The 15,028-nt window shown below is 67.7% G+C and carries 16 protein-coding genes and 1 riboswitch; of the genes, 7 read left to right on the forward strand and 9 right to left on the reverse strand.

Translation table 11 applies throughout. The features are described from left to right. The first annotated feature begins 11 nt into the window (after nt 1-11). From ASD94_RS22275 to ASD94_RS22290, 4 genes are all read left to right on the forward strand, one after another. A complete protein-coding gene (locus ASD94_RS22275) occupies nt 12-572 on the forward strand; it encodes a YcnI family protein (RefSeq protein ID WP_056647996.1) in 561 nt (186 codons plus the stop codon). Between the two features lie 56 nt (nt 573-628). After that, nucleotides 629-1,114, forward strand: coding sequence for a copper chaperone PCu(A)C (locus tag ASD94_RS22280; RefSeq protein ID WP_056647999.1), 486 nt, complete (start codon nt 629-631; stop codon nt 1,112-1,114). Between the two features lie 105 nt (nt 1,115-1,219). Beyond that, nucleotides 1,220-2,089 (forward strand): PhaM family polyhydroxyalkanoate granule multifunctional regulatory protein, encoded by an 870-nt coding sequence (locus ASD94_RS22285; RefSeq protein ID WP_056648000.1) that lies wholly within the window; start codon nt 1,220-1,222, stop codon nt 2,087-2,089. A gap of 75 nt (nt 2,090-2,164) precedes the next feature. Then, nucleotides 2,165-3,499, forward strand: a complete 1,335-nt coding sequence (locus tag ASD94_RS22290) for an FIST N-terminal domain-containing protein (protein ID WP_056648359.1) — start codon at nt 2,165-2,167, stop codon at nt 3,497-3,499. Between the two features lie 54 nt (nt 3,500-3,553). Here the strand turns inward: ASD94_RS22290 and ASD94_RS22295 are convergent, their stop codons facing one another. Together ASD94_RS22295 and ASD94_RS22300 are read right to left on the reverse strand one after the other, a co-directional pair. Then, nucleotides 3,554-4,879 (reverse strand): hemolysin family protein, encoded by a 1,326-nt coding sequence (locus tag ASD94_RS22295; RefSeq protein WP_056648001.1) that lies wholly within the window; start codon nt 4,877-4,879, stop codon nt 3,554-3,556. Between the two features lie 81 nt (nt 4,880-4,960). Next, nucleotides 4,961-6,136: a rhodanese-like domain-containing protein gene (locus ASD94_RS22300; protein ID WP_056648002.1), complete on the reverse strand. Its 1,176-nt coding sequence runs from the start codon at nt 6,134-6,136 to the stop codon at nt 4,961-4,963. Between the two features lie 222 nt (nt 6,137-6,358). Between ASD94_RS22300 and ASD94_RS22305 the strand changes: the two genes are divergently transcribed. Together ASD94_RS22305 and ASD94_RS22310 are read left to right on the forward strand one after the other, a co-directional pair. Further along, nucleotides 6,359-7,573, forward strand: coding sequence for a sulfite oxidase (locus ASD94_RS22305; protein ID WP_056648007.1), 1,215 nt, complete (start codon nt 6,359-6,361; stop codon nt 7,571-7,573). A gap of 1 nt (nt 7,574) precedes the next feature. Continuing rightward, nucleotides 7,575-7,913: a cytochrome c gene (locus tag ASD94_RS22310; RefSeq protein WP_056648010.1), complete on the forward strand. Its 339-nt coding sequence runs from the start codon at nt 7,575-7,577 to the stop codon at nt 7,911-7,913. A gap of 53 nt (nt 7,914-7,966) precedes the next feature. Here the strand turns inward: ASD94_RS22310 and ASD94_RS22315 are convergent, their stop codons facing one another. Beyond that, entirely contained in the window at nt 7,967-9,286 is a 1,320-nt protein-coding gene (locus ASD94_RS22315; RefSeq protein ID WP_056648011.1) for a D-amino acid dehydrogenase, read from the reverse strand. Nucleotides 9,287-9,381: 95 nt separating this feature from the next. Beyond that, a riboswitch (glycine riboswitch) is annotated at nt 9,382-9,493 on the reverse strand. Between the two features lie 228 nt (nt 9,494-9,721). Here ASD94_RS22315 and ASD94_RS22320 point away from each other — a divergent pair. Further along, entirely contained in the window at nt 9,722-10,504 is a 783-nt protein-coding gene (locus ASD94_RS22320) for a 2-keto-4-pentenoate hydratase (protein ID WP_056648013.1), read from the forward strand. 42 nt (nt 10,505-10,546) lie between these two features. Here the strand turns inward: ASD94_RS22320 and ASD94_RS22325 are convergent, their stop codons facing one another. The 6 genes from ASD94_RS22325 to ASD94_RS22350 form a co-directional block, all read right to left on the reverse strand. After that, nucleotides 10,547-10,990: a YXWGXW repeat-containing protein gene (locus ASD94_RS22325; RefSeq protein ID WP_056648016.1), complete on the reverse strand. Its 444-nt coding sequence runs from the start codon at nt 10,988-10,990 to the stop codon at nt 10,547-10,549. A gap of 194 nt (nt 10,991-11,184) precedes the next feature. Continuing rightward, nucleotides 11,185-11,637: a YXWGXW repeat-containing protein gene (locus ASD94_RS22330; RefSeq protein ID WP_056648019.1), complete on the reverse strand. Its 453-nt coding sequence runs from the start codon at nt 11,635-11,637 to the stop codon at nt 11,185-11,187. Nucleotides 11,638-11,811: 174 nt separating this feature from the next. Further along, nucleotides 11,812-12,201, reverse strand: coding sequence for a hypothetical protein (locus tag ASD94_RS22335; RefSeq protein ID WP_056648022.1), 390 nt, complete (start codon nt 12,199-12,201; stop codon nt 11,812-11,814). After that, nucleotides 12,198-13,523 carry an AarF/ABC1/UbiB kinase family protein gene (locus tag ASD94_RS22340; RefSeq protein WP_056648025.1) on the reverse strand — a complete coding sequence of 442 codons (1,326 nt, stop codon included), beginning with the start codon at nt 13,521-13,523 and terminating at the stop codon, nt 12,198-12,200. Before ASD94_RS22340 ends, ASD94_RS22335 begins: the two co-directional genes overlap by 4 nt. Beyond that, nucleotides 13,510-14,067, reverse strand: coding sequence for a DUF2867 domain-containing protein (locus tag ASD94_RS22345; protein ID WP_056648028.1), 558 nt, complete (start codon nt 14,065-14,067; stop codon nt 13,510-13,512). Before ASD94_RS22345 ends, ASD94_RS22340 begins: the two co-directional genes overlap by 14 nt. Further along, nucleotides 14,064-14,975 carry a TetR/AcrR family transcriptional regulator gene (locus ASD94_RS22350; protein WP_056648031.1) on the reverse strand — a complete coding sequence of 304 codons (912 nt, stop codon included), beginning with the start codon at nt 14,973-14,975 and terminating at the stop codon, nt 14,064-14,066. Before ASD94_RS22350 ends, ASD94_RS22345 begins: the two co-directional genes overlap by 4 nt. Nucleotides 14,976-15,028: the final 53 nt, after the last annotated feature.

Consider the following 15,028-nt stretch of genomic DNA (forward strand, 5'->3'; position numbering starts at 1 on the left):
GAAAACATCCCATGTCTCTGAATACTATGAAAAAGATAGCTGCTGCCGTATTGCTGACTAGCACTTGCGGCCTGTTGGTACCTGCATCTGCCCATGTGGTGCTCGAATACCAGGTGGCCCCGGCTGGCGCTAGCTACAAGGCCGCCTTCAAGGTGGGCCATGGCTGCGGCGCGGCGCCCACGCGGCAGGTGGTGGTGGACATCCCCGCAGGCATGCGCGGCGCGCGCCCCATGCCCAAGCCGGGCTGGACGCTCGACGTGCAGCGCGACAAACTGGCCCAGCCGTACACCAGCCACGGCCGCAGCATCACCGAAGACGTGGTGCGCATCACCTGGACAGCCAAGACGCCGGACGACATGCTGCAGAGCGCCCATTACGACGAGTTTGTGCTGGTCGCTCAGGCGCCCGAGCAGGCCGGCACCGTGTACTGGCCGGTGCGCCAGGTATGCACCGAGGGCCGCAACGACTGGACCGAGGTGCCGACGGCGGGGCAGAAACTGTCGGACCTGAAGTCCCCTGCGGCCGCGCTGGAGATTCTGCCCACCGGTGGCGCCGCTGCGCACAATCATTGACAGTCGGGCCTGCTCTCGCATCCCTTTCCCTTCTTGCCAACCGAAAGACATTCCTCATGAAAAAACTGCTCCACACCGCTGCCGTCGTTGCCGCACTGCTCGGCACCCCCGCATGGGCACAGACAGCACCCGTCAAGGTCGAAGGCGCCTGGGCACGCGCCAGCGTGCAGGGCCAGAAGGCCACGGGCGCGTTCATGCGCCTGACCGCCAAGGACGGTGCCCGCCTGGTGCGTGCCGAGTCGCCTGCGGCCGGCCTTACCGAAGTGCACGAGATGAAGATGGAAGGCGACATCATGAAGATGCGCGCCGTGCCCACGCTGGACCTGCCGGCAGGCAAGACGGTGGAACTCAAACCCGGCGGCTACCACGTCATGCTACTGGACCTGAAGGCGCCTTTGGCCAAGGACAGTTCGGTGCCAATCACCCTGGTGTTCCAGGACGCCCAGGGCGTGGAAAGCAAGCTGAACCTGACAGTGCCTGTGGGGACATCCGCGCCCGGTGGCGCCACAGCAGGCAGCATGATGGATGGGCATAAACACTGAGATCCCGGCCGCCGCAGCGCCTTCGCGGATGCAGTGCATTGGAGTAAGCTGTGCCTCCTCAGAACCTTCCCAAGGTTCTAAAGACCCACCTCTTGCGGAGCGGCCATGAGCGACACATCCAACTTCGGTTTCGGCAAATTCGTCCCCGGTTTTGACTTTCTGCAAAGCCTGGCCAAGGGGGCGTCCAGCAGCATTCCGCAGTTGCCCAACCTCTCCAACTGGGTGGCCCCCACCATCAGCGTGGAAGAGCTGGAAAAGCGCATCGAAGAACTGAAGGCCGTGCAGTTCTGGCTGGAGCAGAACTCGCGCGCGCTGGCCGCCACCATCCAGGCGCTGGAGGTGCAGAAGATGACCTTGGCCACGCTCAAGGGCATGAACTTCAGCATGGGCGATGTGGCCAATGCCTTCAAGCTCAAGACCGCCGACACCGTGATGAGTGGTGTGCAGAAGGCCGCTGACACCGTCACCGGCGCTGCCGAAGCAGTGGCTGGCGCGGCGGCCCGCGTCACGGGCCGCGCCGCCGTTGAAGAGGAAACCTCGGACGAGGCCGACGCCGAGTCCGCACCCGCTGCAAAAGCCAAGCCCAAAGCCAAGGGCAAGACCTCGGCTGCGGCCGAGCCCGCCGTGGTGGACCCTATGCAATGGTGGGGTGCGCTCACCAGCCAGTTCCAGCAGATTGCGGCCAACGCCATGAAGGATGCGGCCAAGCAGACCGCCATCGACACCACCAAGAACATGGCCACGGGCCTGGCCAAGGAAGCCCTAAAGACGGCCACCGGCATGGCCAGCCAGTTTGCCGCCAAGGGCATGCAGACCATGCAGGGCGGTGCCAAGCGCGCGGCGGCATCATCCGCAGGCGCCGCCAAAAAGGCCGCTGCAGCCAAAAAGCCCGCAGCCCGCAAAACCACCACGAAGCCCGCCGCCAAGAAGACCAGCAGCACCCGCAGCCCGGCAGCCCGCAAGCGAGCGGGCTGACGCCCGCGGGCGGGTGTGGCAACCCGCAGGTGCGCCCTACTGGCCTACCCCCGCCCAGGCATGGAGACCACCACCATGAAACTATTTCCCACCGGCCACGCCACCCACCCGCAGTGGCGCATGGCTGCTGCCCTGGTGCTGGCGCAGCTGCGCGCCCAGATGGCGCTGCCCGGTTACGCACCCGCCCCCACGCTGGGCCTGCTCTACATCACCGACCACTATGCGAGCGACGCCCAGTCGCTGCTCGACTACCTGAGCGCGGAGCTGCCTGAGGTGACCGACTGGAGCGGCACCGTGGGCGTGGGCGTGTCGGCCAACAACGCTGAGTACTTTGACGAGCCTGCGCTGTCGGTGATGCTGCTCGATGTGCCAGCGGACCAATACCGCGTGTTCTCGGGTGTGGCACCGCTGCCCACCCATGCGCCGCACCCAGGCGCCGGCTTTGCAGCCCATACCGCACTGGTGCATGCAGACGGCCACACGCCTGAGCTGGCCGAGCTGCTGACCGAGATGGCCGCACGCACCGAAACGGGCTACCTGTTTGGCGGTCTCTCTGCCAGCCGCACGGCCAGCGTGCAGTTTGCCGTGGGCGGCGACGGCAACATGGCCGGGCAGGGCGGTGCCGGTGGGGTGTTTGACGGTGGCTTGTCGGGCGTGGCATTTGGCGCCGGGGTGGCGATGGTGTCGCGTGTCACGCAAGGTTGCCAGCCCGTCGGGGCGCTCCACACCATCACCGCAGCGCAGGACAACGTGGTGCTCACGCTCGATGGCGAGCCCGCGCTCGATGTGTTGCTCGACACGCTGCAGGTGTCGCTCGATGGCAGCGACCCGCAGCCCGCATTGCGCAAGGTGCGTGCCACGCTGGCCGGGCTGGTCAATGCCGGTGAACAGCCCCAGGGCCAGCGCCGCACGGGCCACTTTGGCACCGACACGCGTGTGCGCCACATCGTGGGGCTGGACGGCAGCCGCCGGGGCGTGGCCCTGGCCGACCATGTGGAGCCGGGCATGCACCTCGCGTTCTGCCAGCGCAACGTGGCGGCCGCGCGGGCCGACCTCATGCGCATCTGTGCAGAGATTCGGGAGGAGCTGGAACCCGAGGAGCTGGAGCCCGCGCCACCTTTGGCGTCCTCCGCGCAGGGCAGCGGGTTGGCGCCCGCGCCCGGCATGGCCGCACTGGGTGTGCAGCCGCAGGCGGGACGGCGCATTTGCGGCGCGATCTACGTGAGCTGCTCGGGCCGGGGCGGCCCGCATTTTGGTGGGCCCAGCGCCGAGCTGCAGATCGTGCGACATGCGTTGGGCGACGTACCACTGGCCGGTTTCTTTGCGGGCGGTGAGATCGCGCACCACCACCTGTACGGCTACACCGGGGTGCTCACGGTGTTTGTGGACGGCGAGCCCTCACCGCCCTGATCTGAAGAAGAGGGGGCTGGCTGGCACAGCCGCCCCCGCAATCCCCAATACCGGTCAGCCCGCGCCGTTCTCGTCGGACTCGGCTTTTTCCTCGGGCGTCAGCTGTGTGGCCAGGATCTTGTCGATGGTCTTGCCATCCATGTCCACCACTTCGAGCTTCCAGTCCTCCCACTGCACCGTATCGGTCACCTTGGGCAGGCGGCCGGTCAGCAGCATGATCATCCCGCTGAGCGTGTGGTAGCGGCCGCGTTCTTCCTCGGGCACAGCGTCCAGGTTCAGGCGGTCTTTCAGCTCGGGCACGGGGATGTGGCCGTCCAGCAACCAGCTGCCGTCCTCGCGCTGCAGCGCCCACGAGGTCTCGGGGTCGCGCGGCTGGAACTCGCCCGTGATGGCCTCGATCAGGTCCTGCAGCGTGACGATGCCCTGCACCTCGCCATACTCGTCGATCACAAACGCCATGTGCACGTCCGACAGGCGGAAGTTGTCCAGCAGCTCCATGCCCGTGATGGTCTCGGGCACATACAGCGCGGTCTGCAGCGGCTGGTCGGCCAGGCTGCCCCGTGCCTTGTCGCGCAGGGTGCGGGACAGCCATTGGCGCGCGTTGATCACGCCCAGGATGTTGTCCATGCCGCCGCGCACCACCGGAAAGCGCGCGTGGTCGGACTCTTCGATGCACTTCAGGTTTTCTTCAAACGACGCATCGACATCCAGGCACACCACGTCACCACGCGGCACCATCAGCGAGCCGATCTGGCGGTCGTCCAAACGGAACACGTTGCGCACCATGGTGTGCTCGTGCGATTCGATGACCCCTGCGGTGGTGCCTTCGACCAACATGGCGTGGATCTCTTCTTCGGTCACCGGGCTGCCACTGGTTTCCTTCACGCCCAAAAGGCGCAGCAGCGTGCGCGTGGAGGTGGATAGCAGCAACACAAACGGCTTGGTGGCCAGTGCCAGGAAGTTGATGGGCCGCGCCACCAGGCGTGCAAAGGTCTCGGGGTAGGACTGGCCGATGCGCTTGGGCACCAGCTCGCCCACCACGATGGAGAAGTACGTGATCAGCACCACCACCAGGCCGGTGGCCGCGTAGCCACCGTAGGGCAGGGGCACGCCCATGCGATCCAGCCAGGCGGCCAGCGGGGCGGCCAGAGCGGCCTCACCCACAATACCGTTCAGCACCCCGATCGACGTGATGCCGATCTGGATGGTGGAGAGAAAGCGCGTGGGGTCTTCGCCCAGCTTCACGGCAGCGGCGGCACCGCTATCGCCCTCATCAATCAGCTTTTGCAACCGCACCTTGCGGGCCGTAACCAGAGCGATCTCTGACATGGCAAACAGGCCGTTGAGACAGATGAGGGCGAACAGTATTGCTATTTCCATACAAAGGGCGCCTTGCACGCCCTTGGGTAGTTGAGAAGCGACCAATTGTAAGGACAGGGGCCAGAGACCCTGCGCAGGCTCCTAGCCGCCCTCTGTGGGCAGGCCGGTTTCGTCCCATTCGGGCAGCCCCCCGCGCAGCCAGTACACCGACTGGAAGCCCTTGGTGGTGGCCACCTTGGCGGCCTTGTACGACTTCCAGCATTCGGCGCCGTTGCACGCAAATATCACCGGCTTGGCCTTGTCCAGACCCTTGAGCTTGTCCAGTGCCTGGAAATCATCCTGGGCCGCATTGAAGGCCACATCCTTGAGGCTCTTTTCGACGTACGCGGCGAACACGGCGCCACGGATGCGCTTGGTCTTGAATTCCTTTTCGGTGCGGGTGTCCACCAGCGTGGCGCCTTGCGTCAGCAGGGTCTGGGCTTCGCGCGCACTGACGCGGTTCACGCCGGGCAGGCTGGTGGGGGTGAACAGCCCCAGCTCGGCCACGCGGCGGTATTCCACAGCCTCCGGGCGCACCGAGACCAACGGCAGGCCGCTGGCGGAGGACGATGAGCCGAACCACTGGGCCAGCTTGCTGCGGGCATCCGTCGGCAGGTCCTTCTTCACCACGATGGAGAAACCCCCCGGCACGGGCTGCGACGTGGCCAGCACCCGCGCGATGCCGGGGTGCGCCGCCGACCATTCGGCCCAGTCGTCCTCGCGCACCACGGTGGCGTCCGCCGTGCCCAGGGTCAGGGCCGTGAGGCCCGCCTGCGGGAATTTCTCGTACTGCACGGCCCGCAGGTCCTGGAGAGACAGTCCCGCCTCGTTGAGCATGCCGCGTGCCATGTAGGTGTAGACCGAGTCCTGCTGGGGCAGGTACAGCCTTTTCCCTTTCATCGCGGGCACCGCCGCGATCTGCTGCAGCCCGACCAGCAGGTATTTGTCTGATTTGTGCGTCGCGCCCACCAGTTCATAACCGCGTTGCAGTGCAGACGCCGCTACCTGGGCCGGGCCAATGAAGATGTCGTAGCCCGCACTGCGGGTGGCGCGCATCACGTCGGCCAGGTCGTCGCTGGTGGTCAGTGCCACAGGCTGGCCGGCGGCCTTGGACAGGCCCGACTCGGCCGATGTGCGCAGGATGGAGTGTGCCGCCTTGCGGGCGGTGGGCTCCACCGCCACCATGGCCGTCAGCTGGGCCTGCGCAGCGCTGCAGCCCAGGCCCCAGAGCAGGAGCAGCCCGAGTGGTCGCCAGGATCGTTTTTTGATGATGTTCATAGCGCTTTTTCTTCTCCCCACAACAAAGCGCGAATATGCCCACGGCCTCCGCACCTGCGTACGAATGTTTCCGATGTTTTGTTTTTGTTACTTCTGCTAACGACGCCGAACGTGCGGTGAGAGGGGCTGCCGCACAGAATGCGGGCTGGCCCGATGCCCTGCGCTTGCGAGGGGAATCGGGGGCGAAAGGTTTTGTCCACCCCACTCTTTGGAGACGTTCGCATGAAAGATTCGATGACCCTGCCGCGCCGCCACATGCTGGCCGGAAGTGCTGCCGCCTTGAGCGCGCTGGGCCTGGCCGGATGGACGGGCAGTGCGCGCGCCCAGCAAGCCGCCGCCCCCGCAGCCAAGCCGCTGCCCGCCTATGCAGGGTGGAAGTCGCCGGACGCACTGATCGTGCACAGCAGCAGCACCCTGGAAACCCGGCGCTCCGCTTTCGGCACCAGCGTCATCACGCCGTCCAACCAGCTGTACGTGCGCAACAACCTGCCTGCGCCCGATGCCGCCATCCTCGACAACCGTGACGCATGGATGGTCTCCGTCGAAGGGGTGAAGAGCCCGCGCAGCCTCACGCTGGCTGAGCTCAAGACGCTGGGCGTGGAGACCGTGGCCACCGTGCTGCAGTGCTCGGGCAACGGCCGGGGCTTCTTTCCCAGCAAGCCCAGCGGCACGCCCTGGTCGGTGGGCGCCGCGGGCTGCGTGGTTTGGAGCGGCGTGCCGCTGCGCAACGTGGTGGCGGCCCTGGGCGGGCTGGCCGACGGCGCAACCTACCTGACCGGCACAGGCGGCGAGAAGCTGCCCGAGGGGGTGGACCCGCTCACGGTGCTGGTGGAGCGCTCGGTGCCCGTGAAGGCGATGGACGACGCGCTGCTCGCCTGGGAGATGAATGGCGAGCCGCTGTCGCTGGCACATGGTGGCCCGCTGCGGCTGGTGGTGCCTGGCTACCAGGGTGTGAACAACATCAAGTACGTCAAGCGTGTGGCCTTCGGCAGCGCTCAGTCGCAGGCACGCATCATGTCGCACGGCTATCGCATGTCGCCGCCCGGCAGCAAGGCCAGCCCCGACCAGCCTTCGGTGTGGGAGATGGGCGTGAAGTCGTGGATCAACGGCCCCTTGGCCGACAAGGGCGCGCTCAAGCCCGGCCAGGTGCTGGTGCATGGCGTGGCCTTCGGGGGCACGCGCGCCATCAAGGGCGTGGAGGTGTCGGCCGACGGCGGCAAGACCTGGCAGGCGGCCAAGCTCATCGGCCCCGACCTGGGGCCGTTTGCCTGGCGGCAGTTTGCGCTGCCCATGCGCCTGGAGGCGGGCTCCCATGTGCTGGCGAGCCGCGCCACCGACACGGCAGGCAATGTGCAGGCCGAGCAGCGCGAAGAAAACCTGGGCGGCTACAACAACGCCAGCTGGCGCGACCACGCTGTCACCGTGACCGTCGCCTGACATGGGTAGATTGAACCGAGCGCGCCGCGTCGCAGCGGCGTTGTGGGCCGCTGGCGCCTGTGTGTCGGCCTGGGCCGCCGACCCGGCCGAACTGGCGCGCGGCAAGGAGCTGTTTACCAAGACCCAGCCCGCCTGCGCCGTGTGCCACACGCTGCAGGCTGCCGGTGCCGAGGGCCAGGTGGGCCCGGTGCTGGATGAGCTGAAGCCCGACGCCGGCCGCGTTCTACGAGCGCTCAAGGCGGGCATCGGCGTGATGCCGTCCTATGCCGAGCGCATGAGCGAGAAGGACATGCAAGCTGTGGCGCAGTTTGTGGCGCACGCCACGGGCGCGGCCAAGTAGGCGCAGGCTTTCGCGTCGGTTGCAGCGCTCCCTCGCTACAACCGCGCGATGCTTCAGGCCGCTGTGCGCGAAGGCACCAGCGTTGCTCCCGCCGCACGCCCTAGCAAACCCTGGAACGCAAAGTCCACCTCGGGCACGCGGCCGCTCACGATGTCGGCCAGCGCCTTGCCAGAGCCGCAGGCGTGGGTCCAGCCCAGCGTGCCGTGGCCGGTGTTGAGGAACAGGTTGCCCACTTTCGTCTTGCCGATCAGCGGCACATTGCTGGGCGTGGCGGGTCGCAGGCCGCTCCAGAACTGCGCCTGGGTGGTGTCGCCCGCACCGGGGAAGAGTTGCTCCACGCGCCGCACGATGGCCTCGCAGCGCACCTGGTTCAGGTGGCGGTCATAGCCGTTCAGCTCGGCGGTACCTGCGATGCGCAGACGGTCATCGCCCCGTTCGCTGGTGTAGCGCGAGAACACGAGCTTGAACTCGTCGTCCGTCAGGCTCACCTGGTGCGCCTTGGACGCGTCCTTCACCGGCATGGTCACCGAGTAGCCTTTGGCCGGGTAGATGGGCAACTGGATGCCCAGCGGCTGCGCCAGCAGCGGGCTGAACGAACCCATGGCCAGCACAAACGCATCGCCGCGCACGCGCTCGAAGCGGCCTTCGGCATTGGTCACTTCCACATGGTCGATACGGCCTGCCACCTCGCGCAGCGCGGTGATGTGGTGGCCCATGCGGAACTGCACGCCCGCCGCTTCGCACAGCTTGGCCAACTCGCGCGTGAACTGGTTGGCGTCGCCGGATTCGTCTTCTGCCGTGTAGGTGGCACCGGTCAGCTGCGGGCGGATGTGGGCCAGCGCAGGCTCGATGCGCACGGCCTCGTCAGCGCTGATGACCTGGCGCTCGCAGCCCAGCGCGCGCATCTGCTCGGCCGGGGCCAGCGCGCCGTCAAACTCCTTTTGGTTGGTATAGAAGTGCAGGATGCCTTGTGTGCGCTGGTCGTAGTGGATGCCGGTGGCCGTGCGCAGCTGCTGCAGCGTGTCGCGGCTGTAGGTGCCCAGGCGCACGATCTGCTCGATGTTATGGCGCGTGCGCGCGGGCGTGCAGTTGCGCAGGAAGGACAGGCCCCACAGCCACTGCCGCATGTCGGCGCGCAGACGGAAGAGCAGGGGCGCATCTTCCTTGCCCAGCCATTGCAGCACCTTGAGCGGTGCGCTGGGGTTGGCCCAGGGCTCGGCGTGGCTCACCGAGATCTGGCCGCCGTTGGCAAAGCTGGTCTCGGCGCCGGGGGAGCCCTGGCGGTCGATGACGGTCACCTCGTGACCCAGTTGAGAGAGGAAATAAGCCGAAGTCACGCCGAGCAAGCCGGCGCCCAAAACGATCACGCGCATGATTTTCAAAGCCTTTCTGGGCTCTGGCGCTAGAACAATATGCGCTGACAGCTATGAATTCGATAGCGTGCAGCTGGCGCATGAATGCCCTAGCTGCCGCTCCCCCTGTCCTTGGTACCTGAGAGATTCACCGCCACCCACCCGGGCTGCGGCTTGCTCCTTCGGTGCGCTTCGCGTTGCGCGAGGCGGCTCTCCAGACGGCTTTGATGAATGGTGCAGTACGGGACCTGAGCGTGTATGGGAGTTTGCGCCTTCGGTGCAGCGGCGGCCGGTGGCTGCCGTGCTCTCCTGCGAGGCCGATTCTAGGGGGCAAGCCTGTGCGCAGGATCGACTCCGGCGGCTAATGGGGCGCAATCGTTGCTGATGCAGCGGGGCGTGGCACCGTGGAAGGTGCCGATAATCCCGCCGACCCCTTGCACCACGGAGAGTTTTGCCATGTCCCCCACCGCTTTGGACCCAGTCGCCAGCGCCGCCGTCATCACCCAAGCCCGGGAAGGGCGCACTCCCCGCCCGCTGGATTTCCCTGCTGCCCTGCGTCCGCGCGATGCGGCCGAGGCCTACGCCGTGCAGGACGCCGTGGTGCGCGCGCGCGGTGAGATCGCCGGCTGGAAGGTGGGCGCCGCATCGCCCCTGGCCCCGCCCGCGCGCGCGGCGCTCACCCGCGATTCGGTGTGGGTGGCGCAGGCCGAGCAGCCCGTGTCTGTGTCTGCCGCAGACTTTGCGGTGATGGGGGTGGAGGCAGAGTGGGTCTATGCACTGGGCGCCGATCTGCCTGTCCGCACAGAGCCCTACAGCGCTGCCGAAGTGCTGGCGGCCGTGGTGTCGGTGCGTGCCGCCATCGAGGTCTGCGACACACGCTTTGCCGCTTGGGCGCAGCAGGGCGAGTGGAGTCGCCTGGCCGACCAGGCCTGCCATGGGGCGCTGATCGTGGGGTCCGGCACAGACGCTGTGGGAGCGGTCCAGCCCCTGGTGCAAGGAGTGACGCTGTCCGTGAACGGGTCGGCGGCCGTGCAGCATGCCGCCTGGGGCAACCCGGCGGGCGACCCGCTGCGCCTGCTGGTGTGGCTGGCCAACGAAGGCGCACGCAGCCTGGGGGGGCTGCGTGCGGGGCAGTGGGTGACCACAGGCTCGTGCACAGGCACGGTGCTGGTGGCGCCGGGTTCCGAGGTGGTGGCCGAGTTTCCGGGCCTGGGGCGGGCGGTGTTGCACCTGCGCTAAGTGCGCAGGGCCTTGCGCCCTGCCTCGCCAGCGGTGCGTCGATCAGTTGCGGCGCGGATTGTCAGGCTGGTGGTCGCGGCGGTTGGGCACGCCGTCGCCATCGCGGTCCCGGTCGTTGCGGTTGACGATGCCATCGCCATCGCGGTCCCAGCCACCCCGATGCAGCTCCCAGCGACCATCGCGCTGGTCCCACTGAGGGGCACGGTAGCGGTAGCCGGGCCGTACTTTTTCAAAGTGGCCTTGCACCCACACGTGGCGGTGGCCCCGCCAGTCCCAGTAGCCGGGCACCCACACCTGGCCCCTGCGGGCGTGCGGGACGGCCTCGCGGCGGGGCGGTGGCGGAGCTGGGATGACGACGCCCGGCTGAACGATGACGGTGGTCTGGGTGGCGACCTGTGCCTGTGCCGGGGCCGTGGTGCCCAGCAGGGCCGCCAGGGCAAGTGCCGAGGCGGTGAGGGTCTGGCTAAAAAGGGAAGTGGTGGTCATGGTGAAACTCCTGGTGGTAGGGGCCCTGGCTCAGGCGGTAAGGGGGGTGCCCGTGGAGCCAGAGGGGGCCGGGTATTGCGCCTTGGGGCCCATCGTTGCCGATGGGCGCGTGGGCATTTGTCAGCGGGTCTGCGCCGGTGGGGCCGTGCGGTGGCGCAGGCCCCCACCTTGCGCAGCGGGGTGACCGAGGGGGCTTAGCGGCGGTACGGGTTGTCCGGGCGCTGGTCATAGCGGTTGGGCACACCGTCTCCGTCGCGGTCACGGTCGTGGCGGTTCGGTACACCGTCGCCATCGCGGTCCCAGCCGCCGCGCTGCATGTCCCAGCGGCCGCCGTTCTCGACCCAGCGGGGCTCGCGGTAGTGGTAGCCCGGGCGGGCCTTCACCCAGTAGCCCTGCATCCACACATGGCGGTGGCCGCGCCACTCCCAGTGGCCGGGCACCCACACCATGCCGCGGCGCGGGTGGGGCGCCACCTCGTAGCGGGGTGGGGGCGGTGCCTGGTACTGCACGAGCACCGGAGCGGGTTGCTGATAGACGGGCGTGCCAGCCTGGATGACGACGGTGGCGCTGGTCTGCGCCTGCGCCGCGCTTGCGGCGCCCAACGACAGCAGGGCGATGGACACAGCGGCAAGTGCTTTGCGGGCCATAGGGTTCTCCTCAGAAGTGATTCCTTGCGGAACCGGAGACTTCATGGTGCGCAGGCTGCGTCAAGCCCGTGTAGTCCAATTGCGAAGCTTTGTGAAGGTGTGTTGCCGATCTCGCAGACACGCGGCCGCCGCGTGACTTTTGTCACACCTGCGGCAGGCAACCTGTGGCCCGCATCATCGCCACCACACCAGCGCCGCAATCACCAGCAGCGCACACCAGGCCGGGTGTCTGCCGCGGGTGGCGCCAAACACCAGCAGGCCGCTGGCCAGGGTGGCGATACCCGCTACATCGGCCACCCAGGCGCCCAGTGCTGCGTCCCAGGGCGCGGTACCCAGGCGCCAGAGCAGGGCGCTCAGTGCCCAGCACAGCACCGAGGCCACATGCCAGGTGCCCCAGAGGATGCGCAGATGGGAAGTGCGCAGCACCAGCCGCGTCGCGGTGGGCGACCTGGGGCCGGCACGCGAACGCAGGCTACGAAACAGCAGGGCTTCTCCGAGCACGGAATGGGCCATGCCCACCAGGGCCAGCCCGGAGGCGGCAAGGGTCAGTGCGGTATTGGTCATGGGTGAATGGTCAGTACATCGTGGGCCCGGGTATGCACCCGCGCACCCAGCTGCGTCAGCAGGTGCATCAGCCCCATCCACATGCGCTCGAACGCGGGCATCTCGCCGGGTATCTGGGCCAGGTGCTGGCCCAGCACGCGCTGGTGCTGGCTGGGTGTGATGGGCGGCGGTGTTTTGGTGCCAAAGTCAAACACCGGCTGGGTGAAGGGCTCGATCTGCCATGCCTGCATCTCGGCGAGGGCAGGGGCGAGTTCGGTGGCGTAGGCCTGCACGGTCAGGTCCTTGCTCAAGAGCCCCAGCGCCTGGTAGGCCTGCAGCACCTGCGCGTTGCGCGTGGGGTCGGTGGGGTTGCGCAGCAGGGCAGACCACGCGTGCACCACCTGCGCCCTGAATGCGCTGGGCAGGGCGCGCGTGCAGCCAAAGTCCAGCACGCCCACCGTGCCATCGGGCGCGAACAGAAAGTTGCCCGGGTGCGGGTCGGCATGCACCCGCCCCAGCACAAAGATGCAGTGCATGAACCAGTCCCACAGGTGCTGCCCGGCCTGGTCGCGCAGCGCCTGCGGTGGCTGTGTGGCCAGCCAGGCCTGCAACGGTAGCCCGGGCAAGAATTGCTGCGTGAGCACCTGGGCCCGCGTGTGCGAGAGGATGGGCTGCGCCATCACCACGCCCGGCTGCGCGGCATGCTGGGCAAACCATTGCAGCTGCTCGGCCTCCTGCAGGTAGTCCACCTCGCGCAGCAGGGTGGCCTCGATCTCGGTCATCACGCTGTTCAGCACGGCATCGGTGGGCAGCGGCATGTCGGTGTGGGCCAGTGCGCGCAGCGCGGCGCGCATCAGCTGCACGTCGCTGGCGATGGTGGCGGCAATGCCGGGGTACTGCACCTTCACGGCCACCGTGCCGTGGCCTGCGAGCTGTGCGCGGTGCACCTGGCCCAGGCTGGCGGCGGCAAACGCGGTGGGCTCGAACTGGTCGAACAGCGCCTCCGGCTCCTGCCCGAAGGCCTGGCGGAACACGCGGCCCACCAGTGCGCGGTTGAGCGGCGGGGCCTGGTGGTGGGCGCGTGCCAGCTCGCTGCGCACCCGGTCGGGCAGCAGGCCCGGGTGCATGCTGAGCAACTGCGACACCTTGAGCGCCGAGCCGCGCAGCTGCCCCAGCGCGCCAAACAGGATGCGGCCCATCGCAGCTTCGTGCTTGGCCTGCGCCTGGGCCGTGGGTGTGCGCACACGGTGCCCCAGCTCGGCCATGCCAATGCGCGCCGCTGCCAGCCCCGTGATGGCGCTGCGGGCCAGCTTGCTGGTGCGCGGGGCGTCAGTGCGGGCCATGGTCTGCCAGGCGCTGCATCATGGCTCGCACGATGCGGCGGTGAAAGGGCGTGATGACGGCCATGTAAGCGTGGCCCAGGGCGTTGTGGATGTGCACCACGGTACTGACCACGACGGTGGCTGGGGCCGTGCCTTGCTGCCCCTGTTTGGTCAGCGACACCTGTACGTCCAGGTGCTTGTCGTCCTGGCCCATCACGACTTCGGTATCGCTCAGGTGCCGGATCAGGAAGATGCCCACACGGTCGCCCACGCGGTAGCTGCGGGCATCGCGTGGAGAGCGGCCGCTGGCGGGCGGATGGCCGTCGTGCAGTTGCCCCAGGTCCTTCAGGCCCACCAGCCGCACCAGCTTGTTGCGCACGGCCATGAGCTGCTGCGTCCAGCGCGGGGTGCGGGCTACAACGTCCAGCCAAGTTTGCAGGGCGTTCTGTGCGGGGTGGTCGTCAGCCACTTCGTAAGCGTCAAAAAACTGGGCGCCGGGCAGGGTGGCGTGGATGGCAGTGCCCGCGGGCACAGGGATCTCGCGCACAGTGGGGGCGGCGGTCATGCGGACTTCCTCTTGCGTGGCGTGGCTGCGGGCTTTGCGGCGGGTGCGGGGCTGGCGGCTTTGGGTGTTGCACGTGGTTGGCGTGGCTTACCGGTTTTGCTGGGCTTGCGGGGCGACTCAGAAGGCTGTGATGCAGTGGATGAGGCGGCGGCTGCGGTGTGCGCAGGGGCGCGATCCATAGGCGCGCTGGCCATGGCCTGCTGGGCCATGTGCAGCATGCCCATCAGGCCGCTGCCGTGTTGCACCATGCGGGCCATCTGGCTGCGCAGCACAAAGCCGCCCAGTTGCAGCACGCGGTTGACCAGCCCGCCGCGCAGCGCCTGCACCAGTACGCCCAGCGACAGGTCCACCAGCTGGGTGGTGTCGGCAAATTCGTCGGAGGTGTCGGCCAGCCAATACGTCACCACCCCGGCCAGGTAGTCGGTGTACAGCCCGCCCGCCAGGCCCTTGAAGTCGCAGGGCTCGATCTCGCCGCTGGCCTCGGCCGCTTCCAGAAAGCTTGCCACCGCCTCGCGCAGGCTCTGGCGCGCGGCCAGCGGCTCGGCCAGCATCGACAGCGGCGAGCGCCGCGCCAGGCCGCGTACCTGGGCCACAAACTCGCGGTCGGCCAGCAGGCGCTCCAGCACGGCATCGGTCAGGCGCTGCAGCTTTTCTTGCAGGGCGTAGCCCGCAAAGCCCGGCGTCTGCAGCGTGTCGGCCAGCGCCTGGTGGGCCACGTCGTCCAGGTAGCCCAGCACGATGCGATCCTTGGTGGGGAAGTATTTGTAGATCGTGGCGTCGCCAATGCCGGCGGCGCGCGCGATGTCTTTCATCGTCGTGCCGTCAAAGCCCTGGCGGGTCATGAGGTCCACCGCGCTGGCCACGATCTGGCGGCGCGTGGCGTCTTGCTGCTGGCGGGTGGTTTTCATTTGACTATTCTTAAATTGGTTGAATTTGCAATTTAAAGAATAGTTATTTCTGT

Origin of the sequence: Acidovorax sp. Root70 (assembly GCF_001428225.1) — a bacterium.
GTDB lineage: Bacteria > Pseudomonadota > Gammaproteobacteria > Burkholderiales > Burkholderiaceae_C > Acidovorax.